Source organism: Commensalibacter nepenthis (genome assembly GCF_029953305.1).
Lineage (GTDB): Bacteria > Pseudomonadota > Alphaproteobacteria > Acetobacterales > Acetobacteraceae > Commensalibacter > Commensalibacter nepenthis.
This window is the reverse complement of sequence record NZ_JASBAN010000001.1, coordinates 1,735,865-1,750,085: the sequence shown is the minus strand read 5'-3', so window position 1 is coordinate 1,750,085 and position 14,221 is coordinate 1,735,865. Positions and strand designations below refer to the sequence as shown.

Annotated in this window: 18 protein-coding genes and 1 tRNA gene; 10 read left to right on the top strand and 9 right to left on the bottom strand. The window is 37.7% G+C overall.

Features of this window, described 5'->3' with window-relative positions:
* Positions 1–63 precede the first annotated feature (63 nt).
* Positions 64–150, bottom strand: a complete 87-nt coding sequence (locus tag QJV33_RS08240; protein ID WP_281463406.1) for a hypothetical protein — start codon at positions 148–150, stop codon at positions 64–66.
* Positions 151–490: 340 nt separating this feature from the next.
* Here QJV33_RS08240 and QJV33_RS08235 point away from each other — a divergent pair.
* The 4 genes from QJV33_RS08235 (at position 491) to QJV33_RS08220 (ending at position 4,338) form a co-directional block, all read left to right on the top strand.
* A tRNA-Leu gene (locus QJV33_RS08235) sits at positions 491–574 on the top strand.
* A 49-nt stretch (positions 575–623) separates the two neighbouring features.
* Positions 624–1,802 (top strand): phosphoserine transaminase, encoded by a 1,179-nt coding sequence (locus QJV33_RS08230; protein WP_281462873.1) that lies wholly within the window; start codon positions 624–626, stop codon positions 1,800–1,802.
* Positions 1,803–1,847: 45 nt separating this feature from the next.
* Positions 1,848–3,005, top strand: coding sequence for an ATP phosphoribosyltransferase regulatory subunit (locus QJV33_RS08225; protein WP_281462872.1), 1,158 nt, complete (start codon positions 1,848–1,850; stop codon positions 3,003–3,005).
* Positions 3,006–3,051: 46 nt separating this feature from the next.
* Positions 3,052–4,338: an adenylosuccinate synthase gene (locus tag QJV33_RS08220; protein ID WP_281462871.1), complete on the top strand. Its 1,287-nt coding sequence runs from the start codon at positions 3,052–3,054 to the stop codon at positions 4,336–4,338.
* Between the two features lie 37 nt (positions 4,339–4,375).
* On the opposite strand, the gene QJV33_RS08215 is transcribed toward QJV33_RS08220, so the two are convergent.
* Both QJV33_RS08215 and QJV33_RS08210 read right to left on the bottom strand, forming a co-directional pair.
* Positions 4,376–4,882, bottom strand: a complete 507-nt coding sequence (locus QJV33_RS08215) for an integrase core domain-containing protein (RefSeq protein ID WP_281462870.1) — start codon at positions 4,880–4,882, stop codon at positions 4,376–4,378.
* Positions 4,846–5,178, bottom strand: coding sequence for a hypothetical protein (locus QJV33_RS08210; protein WP_281462869.1), 333 nt, complete (start codon positions 5,176–5,178; stop codon positions 4,846–4,848). Before QJV33_RS08210 ends, QJV33_RS08215 begins: the two co-directional genes overlap by 37 nt.
* Before the next feature lie 498 nt (positions 5,179–5,676).
* Between QJV33_RS08210 and QJV33_RS08205 the strand changes: the two genes are divergently transcribed.
* Genes QJV33_RS08205 through QJV33_RS08195 form a run of 3 tightly spaced genes read left to right on the top strand, consistent with a single transcriptional unit; the run spans position 5,677 to position 6,496 of the window.
* Complete coding sequence (locus QJV33_RS08205; RefSeq protein ID WP_281462868.1) at positions 5,677–5,886, top strand: hypothetical protein; 210 nt, start codon at positions 5,677–5,679, stop codon at positions 5,884–5,886.
* Positions 5,887–5,892: 6 nt separating this feature from the next.
* Positions 5,893–6,375: a PD-(D/E)XK nuclease family protein gene (locus QJV33_RS08200; RefSeq protein WP_281463405.1), complete on the top strand. Its 483-nt coding sequence runs from the start codon at positions 5,893–5,895 to the stop codon at positions 6,373–6,375.
* Entirely contained in the window at positions 6,356–6,496 is a 141-nt protein-coding gene (locus tag QJV33_RS08195) for a hypothetical protein (protein ID WP_281462867.1), read from the top strand. The genes QJV33_RS08200 and QJV33_RS08195 overlap by 20 nt, the downstream gene beginning before the upstream one ends.
* Positions 6,497–6,574: 78 nt before the next feature.
* On the opposite strand, the gene QJV33_RS08190 is transcribed toward QJV33_RS08195, so the two are convergent.
* Positions 6,575–6,952, bottom strand: a complete 378-nt coding sequence (locus QJV33_RS08190) for a hypothetical protein (protein ID WP_281462866.1) — start codon at positions 6,950–6,952, stop codon at positions 6,575–6,577.
* 28 nt (positions 6,953–6,980) lie between these two features.
* Here QJV33_RS08190 and QJV33_RS08185 point away from each other — a divergent pair, with 28 nt between their 5' ends.
* Both QJV33_RS08185 and rpoH read left to right on the top strand, forming a co-directional pair.
* On the top strand, positions 6,981–7,970 hold the full coding sequence (locus QJV33_RS08185; RefSeq protein ID WP_281462865.1) for an RluA family pseudouridine synthase: 990 nt from the start codon (positions 6,981–6,983) through the stop codon (positions 7,968–7,970).
* 448 nt (positions 7,971–8,418) lie between these two features.
* A complete protein-coding gene (gene rpoH, locus QJV33_RS08180; protein WP_281462864.1) occupies positions 8,419–9,321 on the top strand; it encodes an RNA polymerase sigma factor RpoH in 903 nt (300 codons plus the stop codon).
* A gap of 101 nt (positions 9,322–9,422) precedes the next feature.
* Here the strand turns inward: rpoH and QJV33_RS08175 are convergent, their stop codons facing one another.
* The 3 genes from QJV33_RS08175 to argC form a co-directional block, all read right to left on the bottom strand.
* The gene (locus QJV33_RS08175; RefSeq protein WP_281462863.1) at positions 9,423–9,743 is read right to left on the bottom strand and encodes an AzlD family protein; all 321 of its coding nucleotides are present in this window, start codon (positions 9,741–9,743) and stop codon (positions 9,423–9,425) included.
* A complete protein-coding gene (locus QJV33_RS08170) occupies positions 9,736–10,494 on the bottom strand; it encodes an AzlC family ABC transporter permease (RefSeq protein ID WP_281462862.1) in 759 nt (252 codons plus the stop codon). The genes QJV33_RS08175 and QJV33_RS08170 overlap by 8 nt, the downstream gene beginning before the upstream one ends.
* 271 nt (positions 10,495–10,765) lie before the next feature.
* Positions 10,766–11,683, bottom strand: a complete 918-nt coding sequence (argC, locus tag QJV33_RS08165; protein ID WP_281462861.1) for an N-acetyl-gamma-glutamyl-phosphate reductase — start codon at positions 11,681–11,683, stop codon at positions 10,766–10,768.
* Positions 11,684–11,911: 228 nt separating this feature from the next.
* Here argC and QJV33_RS08160 point away from each other — a divergent pair, with 228 nt between their 5' ends.
* A complete protein-coding gene (locus tag QJV33_RS08160; RefSeq protein ID WP_281462860.1) occupies positions 11,912–12,967 on the top strand; it encodes an SEL1-like repeat protein in 1,056 nt (351 codons plus the stop codon).
* 264 nt (positions 12,968–13,231) lie between these two features.
* Here QJV33_RS08160 and rpsI read toward each other — a convergent pair whose 3' ends face one another.
* Both rpsI and rplM read right to left on the bottom strand, forming a co-directional pair.
* Positions 13,232–13,726 (bottom strand): 30S ribosomal protein S9, encoded by a 495-nt coding sequence (rpsI, locus tag QJV33_RS08155; RefSeq protein ID WP_281462859.1) that lies wholly within the window; start codon positions 13,724–13,726, stop codon positions 13,232–13,234.
* A 3-nt stretch (positions 13,727–13,729) separates the two neighbouring features.
* The gene (gene rplM / locus QJV33_RS08150; RefSeq protein WP_281462858.1) at positions 13,730–14,212 is read right to left on the bottom strand and encodes a 50S ribosomal protein L13; all 483 of its coding nucleotides are present in this window, start codon (positions 14,210–14,212) and stop codon (positions 13,730–13,732) included.
* Positions 14,213–14,221 lie beyond the last annotated feature (9 nt).

Sequence of the window (14,221 nt, the reverse complement as noted above, 5' to 3'; positions counted from 1 at the left end):
TAAATAACTGAAATCACTCAAATTAATTATCGGTCAGGCACTTACAGGTTAAACTCAATAAAATCAATTTGCAACAAGTCCGAAAAGATAGGTGCCGTCGATATAAATCAAGTCATTTGGATCGTTAATCCAACCTGATTCTGCGGCAATGTGAAATTTTGGATAATATAAATTATCAAGTGTTTTAGCAGTATTTTTAACAAAAACATCTGCTTTTTGATAATTTTTTCATAATTAAATCTTTTTTAATTATAATAAAAAAATAAAATATAGGCTAGGTTGTAAAATATATATTTATATATAGTTTATTATCATTTAACCATATATAAATAATAGTATATACCACTTTAAATGTATTTAAAATACTTAATTTATTATTATAAGAAAACAACTTTTAAAGATAATAAATAAAAACGCTTGCAATTTTTCTTGTTTTTTTTTAAAAGAACATTGTCTTTTGATATGAATATCTGTTAAGAGAATTACATAAGCGAGAGTGACGGAACGGTAGACGTAGTCGACTCAAAATCGACCGCCGCAAGGCGTGGGGGTTCAAATCCCCCCTTTCGCACCAAATTGCATATTATATAATATGAATATGCGTGATGTAATTGTGAGCTCTGATGTCAATGACAATTTCAAATATACCCCCAAAACCCCATCAAAAACCAAATAATCCTTGTTTCTCTTCTGGACCATGTGCAAAACGTCCTGGTTGGAATTTAGATGTATTACAAGATGCATTGGTTGGTCGTTCTCATCGTTCGACAGAAGGGCGTCAGAAATTAAAAGACGTGATTGATTTATCAGCCGATATTCTGGGAATTCCACAAGATTGGAAGGTAGGTATTATTCCCGCATCCGATACAGGTGCAGTTGAATTGGCATTATGGGCTTTGCTAGGATCACGCCCCGTTGAAATGGTTTCTTTTGACAGTTTTTCAGCCGAATGGGTGACTGATGTTGTCAAACAATTAAAATTACCAGAGGCAACGATACATCAAGCTGATTATGGCGATTTGCCTGATTTAAATAAAATTAATTGGGATCATGACGTGGTCATGGTTTGGAATGGAACGACCTCTGGGGTCAAAATTCCAAATGATGATTTCATTCCACAACATCATGATGGGTTAATCATTTGCGATGCGACCTCTGCTGCTTTTGCGATGGATTTGCCTTGGTTTAAACTGGATATTGTCACGTGGTCTTGGCAAAAGGCATTAGGGGGCGAGGCTGCTCATGGCATGATTGCGTTGTCCCCGAATGCGGTAAAACGTTTAGAAGAAACAGAACAATTACGCCCATTACCAAAGATTTTCCGTTTGTTAAAACAAGGAAAATTGAATGATAAAATCTTTGAAGGGGATACAATTAATACGCCTTCTATGTTATGTGTCGAAGATGCATTGGATGGATTGCGTTGGGCGCAATCTGTTGGTGGATTACAAGGACTAAAAAAACGTTGCGATCAAAGTTTAGCCTTGATTGCACAATGGGTCGCACAAACGCCTTGGGTTGAGTTTTTAGCTAGCAAAAAGGAATTGCGTTCTAATACCTCAATTTGTTTAAAAATTGTTGATCCGTGGTTTGTTGGGTTGAATGATACAGAACAAAAAATTGCTTTTTCAAAAATAATCAAACACCTTGCGGATGAAAAAGCAGGATATGATCTGGCCAGCTATCGTGATGCCCCGTTGGGTTTGCGTATATGGGGTGGGGCAACGGTTGAAAGTTCAGATATTGAATTATTATTGCCATGGTTGGACTGGGCATTTGCCTTGGTTAAATCTACCTATTAATATATTTTAGTCGTCTTTTAATAAAATAACGTAAAGCAAGACCCTATGATTGATAATTCAGAGATAAGCAATGCGCTGCTACCTATTGGTTTTCGTGATCTTTTACCTCCACATGCCGAGAGTGAGGATAGCATCGTTCAATGGATGATTGATGCATTTTCTGATTATGGGTATGAACGGGTCAGTCCCCCTTTGTTAGAATTTGAGCAAAGCCTGTTATCTCATGCGGGGTCAGGAATTGCAGAACAAACATTTCGCGTGATGGATCCTGAAACCCATTATATGATGGGGTTACGTCCAGATATTACCCCACAAATTGCGCGTATTGCGGCAACACGTTTGGTCAACTCTCCCCGTCCGTTGCGTTTATCTTATGCCGGACCTTGTGTGTTGGTCAGTGGTGCCAAACATAATGCTGCGCGACAAATTTTACAAGCTGGGATAGAGATTATTGGGATTGATAGCCCTCAAGCGGACGCAGAAATTATTATCGTGACTGCTGAGGCTATGAGTGTAGAAGACCTTTTGCCACCAATTTCAATTGATTTAATGATGCCACAATTGGCAAATAGCATTATTCAAGGCGAAGATTTTGACGAACAACAAACTAAATTATTGATGCGTGCATTGGATCGTAAAGACGTTGCTGCGGTTCAGCAATATGGTGGCAATCTTGCGAGTGTTTTAATAACCATGTTACAAGCCGCAGGTCCAGCAGATCGTGCAATAGAGATGTTAAAAGGGTTGGATTTACCCTCAGATTCACAGCAATTATTAGATCGTTTATTTACTGTCGTGCAAGCAGTCAAAGTACATAATCCCGAATTACAACTGACTATTGATCCCGTTGAATTTCGTGGTTGGAATTATCATACGGGTTTGTGCTTTTCGGTGTATATGAATGGAATTAGTGGTGAAGTTGGGCGTGGGGGTCGTTATTTATCTAATAATGGTGAGCCTGCATGTGGGTTGACGTTGCGCCCTGATCTGTTATTGCCGTTGATTAATGATGATGATTGTTTCCAACGGGAACGTGTATTTGTGCCATTTGGATATACAATAGAAGAAGTGCGTCGTCTGCGTCAGGATGGGTATATTTTAATTATGGGATTGACTGCGGACGAAGATGTGTTGACCGAAGCACGTCGTTTAAACTGTCATTATATTTTGCAAGATAACGCATTACAGCCAGTTTCGGTTTAAAGTTTGTTTGGTTTGATTTTTATATAATTGGATAGGGAAAAATTTTATGTCCAGTGTTACCATCGTAGGTTCTCAATGGGGTGATGAAGGAAAAGGTAAGATTGTCGATTGGTTAGCCAGTCGTGCAGATGTCGTGGTTCGTTTCCAAGGGGGGCATAATGCTGGGCATACTTTGGTAATTGATGGGGAAAGTTATAAGCTTTCTTTGTTGCCTTCTGGTGTTGTGCGTAAAAAAACAAGCGTGATTGGAAATGGCGTTGTGGTTGACCCACAGGCTTTGTTGAATGAAATCGCACGTTTTAAAGAACAACATATTGATATTACGCCTGACTTCTTAAAAGTGGCTGAAAATTGCCCGTTAATTTTACCTTCTCATGTGGCATTGGACCAAGCGCGTGAAAAAGCACGCGGTGATAAGAAAATCGGCACAACAGGTCGTGGAATTGGTCCAGCTTATGAAGATAAAGTTGCGCGTCGTGCTATTCGTTTATGTGATTTGACGGAACCTGAAACGCTTGATTGGCGTTTGGATGAATTATTGGCTCATCATAATGCGTTATTGGCTTCTTTGGGTGAAAAGACCTTTATCAAAGAAGAAATTTTGACTTATTTAGCCGATATCGCACCAAAGGTTTTACCTTTTATGGCGCATGTTCCTGAATTGCTCGCGAATGCTTTGGAACAAGATAAATTTGTTTTGTTTGAAGGTGCCCAAGCAGTCATGTTGGATGTAGATCATGGTACCTATCCTTTCGTAACCAGCTCTAATACTGTTGCAGCACAAACAGGGGTTGGCAGTGGCACGGGTCCTCGTGCAGGGGGATATATTTTGGGGATTGCCAAAGCCTATACGACGCGTGTTGGTGCTGGACCTTTCCCAACAGAATTATTCGATGATGTGGGTCAATTCTTAGGTGAAAAAGGTCATGAATTTGGTACGGTAACAGGTCGTCCACGTCGTTGTGGTTGGTTTGATGCCGTATTGGTTAAACGGGCCGTGCAAGTGGGTGGTTTGGATGGATTAGCCCTCATGAAACTGGATGTTTTAGACGGGTTAAAAGAAATTAAAATTTGTGTTGGATATGAGTTGGACGGTCAAAAAACTGATCGTTTCCCTTATACCTTAGAAGCTCAAAAACGCTTAAAACCAATTTATGAAACAATGCCAGGTTGGGATCAAAGCACATACGGGGTCAGAAGCCGTAATGGGCTGCCCGATGCTGCCAATAATTATATTAACCGTATTGAAGAGTTAACTGGAGTTAAAGTTGCGGTTATCTCCACCAGTCCAGAACGTGAAGATACGATTAAATCTGATGATTTTGTGGTTTAATTATTAACTATTAATTGTAAGAATTGATCGCGGTTGTTTACAGATTTTGTTTAAAATAACCATTTAAGACCTCATAGGGTGTTTTTCCTTGAATGCCTTTATGGGGTTTAACAATGTTATAATAATTTATAAATCGTTTCAACTTTAACTTTCGATCTTGAGCATTGACGAACAATTCACGCTCATGCCACATTTCCATGAGTGTGCGAATGACGCGCTCTGCTTTGCCATTGGTTTGAGGGCAAGCTGGCTTGGTAAATTTCTGGTTAATCCGATTGGTATAACAAGATTTAACAAACAGATGTTCAAGCGTTCCTTGGTATTCTCTGCCATTGTCAGAGTAAACACATTCGATCGTATAAGGGCATTGAACCAGCACATCGTCTTGTAGGAACTGAGCTGCACTAAACTGAGATTTATCGTTGTAAATCCCTGCATAGAGTTCTCGAGAAAAATCATCAATACCTACAAAAAGATACTCCCGAGTTTGCTGTTTAGTCTCATTTTTCAACAAAGGAAGCCGTTTAATCTCAACATGCACCATCTCCCCAGGATAAGAGTTGTTATATTTTTGGCTTGCCGTCTGAGCTTGTCCTCAAGTGTTTTTTCAATCTTAGCAAGGCGTTTAATGCCATATTTGATCGTTTTATAACGCTCATTTGTGCTGGACATCGGCACAAATAATTGCAACCGAGCTCGCCTTAATACAACATAAATCGTAGGTCTGCTGACCATAAAACGCTTAGCCAGATCCGTTATCATCACTTTCTCTTGATGATATAATCGCCATATCTCCTCTCGATGATACAGCGTAAGCTTCGTTTTTCTATGCATGGTCATTACAGTAATATTCCATATCACTGTAAACAACGCGACCAATTCCTAAAAGTTGTCAATTATAATCATTATTTCTACTAAGAACCTAAAAAAGAGGTTTTCTATGCAATTATTACAATAATAACTCTAACTCTGTATCCCGATCAACATTCGTCATAGGATCAAAGCGAACACCCTTTTTAACTTTGGTATCGATCTCAAATTCATGAGTCTTCAGATAAATTTGCAAAATATTTTTTCAGCAATCTCTGCTAAATCATGTAAGAATTCAGATGAAGGTAAAGAAGAATGAACCATATTCGTTATCACTCTTAGATTATTTTGATTTAAAGAGTATGATATATTATGATCTTTTATGAAATATTTAATTGCTGTATTATGATGATTTTAATTCGTTGTAAAATCAATATTTCTATAACTTTGATAAATAGATTGTAAAATAAGTTTAAATTTATTACGATTTAGGAAAATAATCTTTTGCGAATTGAATGTTGTCATAAAATGCAAAACATCAATACACTTAATATTTTTCATTGGGCAACATCTGAATTATCGCAAGACGCTTTTCTTGCTTGGTTAGTAAGCTGGGCAGACCCGCAATATAAATCAATTAATCACGATTTATATCATTGCGCCTTGCAATTTATTCACTCTTTAATCAAAAAAGATCATCATTTAAATATTCAAACAATTGAAGTAAAGCGACAATAGAAAAACATCGATGTTTTAGTCATTATTAACAAGCAAGAAATAATTATTATAGAAGATAAGATTTTCAGTTCTGAGCATTCTAATCAATTAGAAAGATATGCTGAAATAATTAAAAAAGAATATAACACAGAGCATATCCATAAAGTCTATTTTAAAATGCATGAGCAAGGAAATTATAACAAAGTTAATGCTGCTGGATATACAATTTATACCAGAGAAAATATGTTAAGAATTTTAAAAGAATATATTACCTCGCCATCCTCTGAAAGAAAAAACGATATTCTTGTTGATTTTTATAACAAGCTAAACGAAATCGATCATAATATAAATAAATACTTAACAGAAAAAATAAATCAATGGGATCAACATTGTTGGCAAGGCTTTTACATCGCTTTACAAAAAATCGTATTAGACGAAGCCCAACAGCACAATATTTTATTAAAAAAGAATGGTCGTTCTGGAAAAAAATATGTCTTTAGCTCGCTTTGAAAAAAATTATCGTCAAACTAACCTAAACGGAACACTCAATCTTCCAGCAACAATTAAATCTTTAAAACAAGCAATGACATTACTGGATGCGGTATATCACCGTGCATTGGCTGAAATATAATCTATGAAAGAGCGTGACAAAATCGATAACTATACAAAATAGATCAATTCAAACGCTCTTTATTATTGAATATCAGCTTTATTGCCCAGAAGATGGGATTTCAGATAACTTCACTTCAGATAATTTTTGTTGATTGGCAACATCCCAAAGAATCACACGATCAGGCAACCCACCACCGCTGAGCGAAATAACCATGGTTTGATCCGATTGGCGGAACACTTGGGTAATATGGGTGCCATTAGGCTCTTGTAAAACACTGACTGGACGGGTAATAGAGGGTGCAGAGCTTGTGACATTGGCGACATCTGGGTGATCATTTTTATGAAGAATACGACTGACAATGACAAAAATCAGAACTGTCGTCGCAATAATAATCAACACCCCTAGGAAAATAACTAATGCTAACATTCCTTTATTTTTTGGTGTTAAAGGCTCTGTTGTTTGTTCTGGCGGCATATTCATCTCTTTTTTTGGAACTTTCTCTATGTCTGATATAAATACTACGATTGAGTCTTCTATTGTAGCCCTCGTTGCAAAAGAAAACAATAATATCCGTCTTGATCGTTTCCTTGCCCAAACATGCGATGACTATTCCAGATCTCGTATTAAATCGCTAATAGAGCAAGGATTGTGTCAACGCAATCATTTAATCGTTCGCGACCCATCAACTTCTGTCAAAGAAGGGGATCATATCGAATTATCTATTCCAGCCGCCAAGCCTTATATTGTCGAAGCTCAATATATTGCACTTGATATTTTATACGAAGACCATGATTTAATTGTCATTAACAAACCCGCAGGATTAGTTGTCCACCCAGCACCAGGGAATGAAGATGGCACATTGGTTAATGCATTACTTGCCCATTGTGGTAACCAACTGACGGGTATCGGTGGAGAAAAACGTCCAGGGATTGTGCATCGCTTGGATAAAGATACATCAGGCATCATTGTTGTTGCGAAAACCGAGCAGGCATTAACGAAACTATCGGAAGATTTCGCCAACCGAAATATTGATCGTTTATATCTTGCGTTATGTTGGGGCGTGTTAAATCCTGCCAATGGCAGCATCGAGGGCAATATAGGTCGCGATCCCTATGATCGCAAAAGAATGGCTGTTGTCAAACGCGGTGGAAAATTTGCCAGAACCCATTACAAGACTCTAAAAATCGTTAATCCTGCCATCAGTTTAATCCAATGTAAACTGGATACAGGACGCACGCATCAAATTCGCGTTCATCTGTCAAAAGAAGGACATCCCTTGATTGGTGATCCTGTTTATTTAAAGCGCGTCCCTGCAATCTCTAAACATATTCCACAAGAACAAAAGAATAGCGCCTTGGACTTTCCACGCCAAGCACTGCATGCAACCTATTTAGGATTCACCCACCCAATCACTGGGCAATATTTGCAATTTGAAAGTGACCTGCCCCCAGATATGCAAGAATTGATGTACAAAATATATGTCAATTCATAAAATCGTGTAATTGAAAAAATTCATAATGATGACAAATAAAAACAATCAAAATAAATTCTAAAGAAACTTCGATTCGCTGCGCAACGAATCATTTTACCACTATCAAAACGTTACAAATTGTTAAAAATTTATAATTTTTTTCGTTAATTTTTTATTAACAAAGTCTTTATTATGTGCCATATACCAATTTCCAATACAAGTCTGTGCAATATAATTTATTAACGATGAATATTATTGCGATCTAAAATCGATTTTTTCGATGAAAAAGAAAAAAAAAAGACGTATTTCTTTTGACAGGACTAATTTGGTCTGATAGAAAATAATCATTGAGTGATAATTACTCAATCAAAAATAAAAGCGACCAAATAAAGTCGTACACGAATAATTAAAAAGACCTATCAAACGATTTTGCAACAGCAAAGTTAATATCATAAAGGAGCTTAAGCTTATGGTGTCTACAATGTTAAAAGTATCTCCGGATACGAACCTTGCTCAATATATGCAATATACACGCAAATTTCCACTTTTAACACCAGAGCAGGAATATGAATATGCAAAAAAATGGAAAGATGAGGGGGATATTGAAGCTGCACATCGCTTGGTTACTGCCCACTTAAGATTGGTTGTTAAAATTGCATCTGGATATAAAGGTTACGGTCTGCCTTTGAACGAATTGATTAGCGAGGGCAATATCGGGATGTTACAAGCAACTCAACGCTTTGACCCTGAAAAAGGATTTCGTTTCACAACCTACGCTATTTGGTGGATCAAAGCGGCTATTCAAGAATATATCTTACATAGTTGGTCTTTGGTTAAAATCGGTACAACAGCAGTGCAAAAGAAATTATTCTTTAACCTACGCCGTTTGAAAAGCCAAATCAAAGCCTTGGGTGAAAATGACTTAAATCCTGAACAACTCGAAATGATTTCTAAATCTCTAGGCGTGCCTAAAACAGAAGTGCAAAACATGAACCAACGCCTTAGCACACACGATCATAGTTTGAACTCACCTATTGGGAATGATAATGACTATGACGAATGGCAAAGCATGTTGATTGATGAAAGCAGCAACCAAGAGGAAAGCTATGCTGAACAAGAAGAACTATCAAACCGCAAAAATATGTTGCAAGAAGCGATGAAGTCTCTAAAGCCAAGAGAACGAGAAATCTTAGTAGAAAGGAGATTAAAAGAAAAGCCTGCTACCCTTGAAGAGCTTTCTCAAGTGTACAATATATCAAGAGAGCGTATTCGACAAATTGAAGTAAGAGCATTCGAAAAACTACAAGAGTTGATACAAGGCAATGTCATCACTTCACAAAATAATCATTTTGGTAACCATGCCATTGCATGAATTAAAAATACTGACGTTAAATAATTACATAGAATACTGAAATTAAATGTTCCTTTTATTAAAAGAGATTTATATCTCAATATAAATCTCTTTTAATATACCTAATGTAAAACCATTGGTAAAAAATGTCGTAATATCCCTGCTGATCCAATCCCCACAATTAATGTAACTAAAAACGAAAAACGCATTGCTGTTAAAATGGTTAAAATCGCTGCGATGAAATCAGACAATTTGCCTGTCACAAAGATAGGCGCAACCAAAGAAATCATCACACATCCTGGCAATATTTCTAAGACCCTTATTAATCGAGGGTAATTTTTGTTTCTTAACAAAAGATAACCACTGATCCGCGTTAAATAAGTCACCAGCCCCATACATAAGATCGTCAAAAATGCATGATGATTAATCAAACTATCATGCATGATCGACCTCGAAAAAGCTTGGGGGTAAGCATAATACGATTAATAATCCCGTTATTGCACCTGCTATCACATACCATTGCCCAGGAATTAAAAGATGAACAGCACAAGCCACAAACAAACTGCCAATCCAAGGAATGCCTCGGCGCCATCCATTCCACATCCCTCTTAGTAACACAATAAACACAGCTGGAAACGCCATATCAAATCCATATTGCGTCAAATCCCCCAACATGGGTCCAATAATGATTCCTAAAAGTGCTGTAATGATCCATGTAATATAAAAGGAAACCGCGATCGTGATGTAATGAGGATAGCTGAAAGGTTCACGATAGCCCTCTTCCATCCTGCGGTAGCTGTCTTGTAACGATAGCGCCCATGTTTCATCACATAATAAAAAGAAAGAAAGCAGCATCTTGCGCACGGGCTGCCTGCGACATATTGGGATCATTGTGACCCCCATTAATATATGACGACAATTTACCAACAACGTCATACAGACGATTAACAACAAGGGTGGCGTTTGTTGCCATAATCCAATCGCCACAAATTCAGACCCACCCGCAAAATTGATACCACACATCAAAACCAATTCTAGCCAACTCATATCTTTAATTTTCGCTTGGGCACCCAACATCATTCCAAACGGAATAAAACTAATGATTAAAGGAATAGCGGTTTTAAAAGCACGCAAACATTCATGGTGAACATGATGTTTTAATTTCTGATGCGCAACAGAAGATGGAGGAGACATTTCCTTTTCCTATTTTCAAAAATTGAGGAAAAATCTTAGTATTTCCCACACATAATGTAAACGGCTTCACACACATTACGTTAAGTGTAGGAATTGTTCGCGTTGTTTACAGTAATATTCCATACCACTGTAAACAACGCGAACAATTCCTAAAGTTATCAGAAGAAAAAACTATAATTGAGCAAATAAAAAACTAAATTCCATTCTTAAATAATAAAGACAAATCGTAGAATGCTATTACATTCCGCAATAAGCATTTAATATCGACCCTCTACACACCCAACATCAATCGGATATTCTGAATGGCTGCACCAGAAGCACCTTTACCAAGATTATCAAAAATTGCTGTTAATACCACCATATCTTTGCGATCGTTCGTATGAACGTGCAATTCCATTTGATCGGTATATGCCAACATATCCCCTGCTAGTTTCGCAGGTTTATCCTTCATAAAACGAACAAATTTGGACGTTTCATAGTGATGTTTTAAACAAAGCGTAATGTCACTCACGTCAACATCATTGGACAAGGTATCCATATGCAACGGAATGGACACAATCATCCCTTGAGCAAAATTCCCCACAGAAGGCACAAATATTGGCTCACGGCTTAGTCCTGCATAATGCACAATCTCTGGCAAATGTTTATGCTGTAAATTCAGTCCATAGAGCATAAAAGGTGGTGCATTTTTTTCCACTTCATAAGAGGCAATCATTTGCTTACCCCCTCCACTATAACCACTGACCGCATTAATTGTTAATGGATAATCCTTGGCAATAATCCCTGCCTCTACCAAAGGGTGCAATAACGCAATCGCACCACTGGAATAACATCCAGGATTAGCCACCAAGGGGGCTGCTTTTATTTTTTCATCATGTCCATACTGTAACTCTGCAAATCCATACACCCAATCTGGATGGGTTCTAAACGCCGTACTCGCATCTAAAATCTTGGGTCGATGCCCTGACAAAGATTGAATCGCCGCCACAGATTCCCGTGACGCATCATCGGGCAAACATAAAACCACCAAATCCACTTGCGCCATCATGTCCAAGCGCACTTTCATATCATGGCGTTGTTCGACAGGAATAGAACAGACTTGCACAGGCAATGTTTCCAACCGTTGACGTATCCCCAGACCCGTTGTTCCATATTCACCATCGATGAAAATCTTTGGCATTTGAGACATTATGCACCTTTAACTTTAAATAACTCAATCAATTAAACTATATGATAGAATGGCTTCTATTATCAATACTATCTATCCCATTTATCAGGTCTATTTTGATCCTCTATATGATTAAATAAATAATAATCTATAAAGAACAATCATTTTATTTCCAAAAATTTTAATATTACTCTATGATAAAGCAGTAATTTTCCACAGAATATTCAGTTTGTTGGAAGCAGGTTATTTATGATTTTTTTAAAGAAATTATTTTCAACTTTGAAAAATAATAAAAGCAAACCATCACAATCTACCAAAACCCATTCTCCTCTGAGTGAACGAGAACTCTCAGAACTAGAACAAAAAGCCGATCAAGGTGATGTTGTGGCTCAAAGAATTTTAGGGCAATTTTATGATAATGGTATTTCCGTTCCACCAGATTACGATAAGGCTCGTGAATTATTTCAAAAAGCAGCCGATCAAGAGGATGCAGAGGCTCAATTTCATTTAGCACTTATGTATGAATATGCTCATGGTATTCCAAAAGATTATTTGACGGCAATATTTTATTGTCTTAGGTCGGGGGATCAAGGATATGTCGAAGCACAATTTCATCTTGGCGAGATATACAGTATCGGTGCTTGTAGTGTTCCTAAAAATATAGATACAGCGATTGAATGGTATCGCAAAGCTGCGGAGCAAGGACATGCAAGGGCACAATTCGAACTGGGTGAACTCTATAATTGTGATGAAGATATTCCTCACGATTATAAAAAAGCCTTTGAATGGTATCAGCAAGCCGCCGATCAAGGATATGATTTTGCCCAGTATAGAGTTGGATCTGCCTATTATGCGGGACTAGGGGTAAAGCAAAGTTATAAAGATGCATTCGAATGGTTTCAGAAGGCTGCGGATCAAGGAGAAGTTAATTCTCAATACAATCTTGGAACGATGTATGGCCAAGGTTTAGGGGTTCGTCAGAATTATAAAAAAGCAATAGAATGGTACCTCAAGGCCGCAGATCAAGAGGATGAAGGAGCGCAATATAATCTTGCTTTGATGTACGAACACGGCGAAGGGGTTCCACAGAACTCTACAAAAGCAATGGAGTATTTTATGGATGCTGCACATCAAGATCACGCAAAAGCACAATATTGTATTGGGGTCATGTATGAAAATGGTGAGGCTGTGCCAAAAGATATAGAAAAGGCTAAGGAATATTATCAACAGGCTTGTTCAAATGGATCACAAGATGGATGCGACGCTTATGAAAGATTAACTGAGGAACAAGATTTAATAGGTTAAGAATTGAATATATTTTATAACAAAACAGACTCATTTCTGTGTTGATAAGACTAAATAATTGAAGTATCTAACTTCGTTTTTCAAATAATGGATAAACTCACCATGTTTTCTGTTATGTTTCACATATAAGAGTAAAGACCTTTTATGATCGCCCTCAAAAGCATCCTATATTCCTGTTAAAACATAAAAACTACTTCCCCAACAAAAAAAGGCGGTGAAAAGTTTGACCCTTTCCCCGCCCTTTTGAAATACAAACTGTAAATCTTAACGTTTGCTGAACTGGAATGAACGGCGAGCTTTTGCTTTACCGTATTTTTTACGTTCAACAACACGAGCATCACGGGTAAGGAACCCAGCAGCTTTTAATGCACCACGTAATTCTGGTTCATAGTTACAAAGCGCACGGCTTAGACCATGACGCACTGCACCGGCTTGACCAGACAGACCACCACCACTAACGGTGCAATAAATGTCAAATTGTCCTTGACGATTTGCAACTTCGAAAGGTTGGTTAATCACCATACGCAATACTGGACGTGCAAAATATACGTCAACAGCACGACCGTTTACAGTAATTTCACCTTTACCAGGTTTTACCCATACGCGAGCAACTGCATCTTTACGACGACCTGTTGCATATGCACGACCAAATTGGTCACGTTTTGGTTCACGAATAACAGCTTCTTGTGCCAAAGGAGTGTTTACAACAGCCCCTTTAAGATCTGCCAAACCACCAGTACGTTCTTGTGTTTCTGACATTTCTTAGGCTCCAACTTTTTTGTTGTTAACACTGTTTTTGCGGTTTAATGCAGCAACATCTAATTGAACAGGTTGTTGTGCTGTATGAGGATGTTCTTCACCAGCATAAACATACAAATGTTTCATTTGTTTACGTTGTAATGGACCACGACTAATCATACGTTCCACAGCTTTTACAACAACGTGATCTGGGTTTTTACCTGTCAAACGTTGGGTAATAGTGCGTTCTTTGATTCCGCCTGGAAAATTGGTATGATAATAGAATTTCTTTTGTTCTACTTTTCTGCCTGTCAAAGCAATTTTTTCTGCATTAATCACAATAACATGATCGCCACAATCAACATGTGGTGTATATTGTGCTTTATGCTTGCCACGCAAGCGATTAGCGATAATAACAGCAAGGCGACCTAATACGATGTCTTTTGCATCAATCAGAACCCAATTTTTTGTTACTTCCGCTGGTTTAATCGAAAGGGTTGTTTTCATTAACTCTAA

Coding starts and splice junctions, on each gene's coding strand:
- QJV33_RS08230 (WP_281462873.1), top strand. CDS start 624: ATGTCAATGACAATTTCAAATATACCCCCAAAACCCCATCAAAAACCA.
- QJV33_RS08225 (WP_281462872.1), top strand. CDS start 1,848: ATGATTGATAATTCAGAGATAAGCAATGCGCTGCTACCTATTGGTTTT.
- QJV33_RS08220 (WP_281462871.1), top strand. CDS start 3,052: ATGTCCAGTGTTACCATCGTAGGTTCTCAATGGGGTGATGAAGGAAAA.
- QJV33_RS08215 (WP_281462870.1), bottom strand. CDS start 4,882: ATGGTGCATGTTGAGATTAAACGGCTTCCTTTGTTGAAAAATGAGACT.
- QJV33_RS08210 (WP_281462869.1), bottom strand. CDS start 5,178: ATGACCATGCATAGAAAAACGAAGCTTACGCTGTATCATCGAGAGGAG.
- QJV33_RS08205 (WP_281462868.1), top strand. CDS start 5,677: ATGCAAAACATCAATACACTTAATATTTTTCATTGGGCAACATCTGAA.
- QJV33_RS08195 (WP_281462867.1), top strand. CDS start 6,356: ATGTCTTTAGCTCGCTTTGAAAAAAATTATCGTCAAACTAACCTAAAC.
- QJV33_RS08190 (WP_281462866.1), bottom strand. CDS start 6,952: ATGCCGCCAGAACAAACAACAGAGCCTTTAACACCAAAAAATAAAGGA.
- QJV33_RS08185 (WP_281462865.1), top strand. CDS start 6,981: ATGTCTGATATAAATACTACGATTGAGTCTTCTATTGTAGCCCTCGTT.
- rpoH (WP_281462864.1), top strand. CDS start 8,419: ATGGTGTCTACAATGTTAAAAGTATCTCCGGATACGAACCTTGCTCAA.
- QJV33_RS08175 (WP_281462863.1), bottom strand. CDS start 9,743: ATGCATGATAGTTTGATTAATCATCATGCATTTTTGACGATCTTATGT.
- QJV33_RS08170 (WP_281462862.1), bottom strand. CDS start 10,494: ATGTCTCCTCCATCTTCTGTTGCGCATCAGAAATTAAAACATCATGTT.
- argC (WP_281462861.1), bottom strand. CDS start 11,683: ATGTCTCAAATGCCAAAGATTTTCATCGATGGTGAATATGGAACAACG.
- QJV33_RS08160 (WP_281462860.1), top strand. CDS start 11,912: ATGATTTTTTTAAAGAAATTATTTTCAACTTTGAAAAATAATAAAAGC.
- rpsI (WP_281462859.1), bottom strand. CDS start 13,726: ATGTCAGAAACACAAGAACGTACTGGTGGTTTGGCAGATCTTAAAGGG.
- rplM (WP_281462858.1), bottom strand. CDS start 14,212: ATGAAAACAACCCTTTCGATTAAACCAGCGGAAGTAACAAAAAATTGG.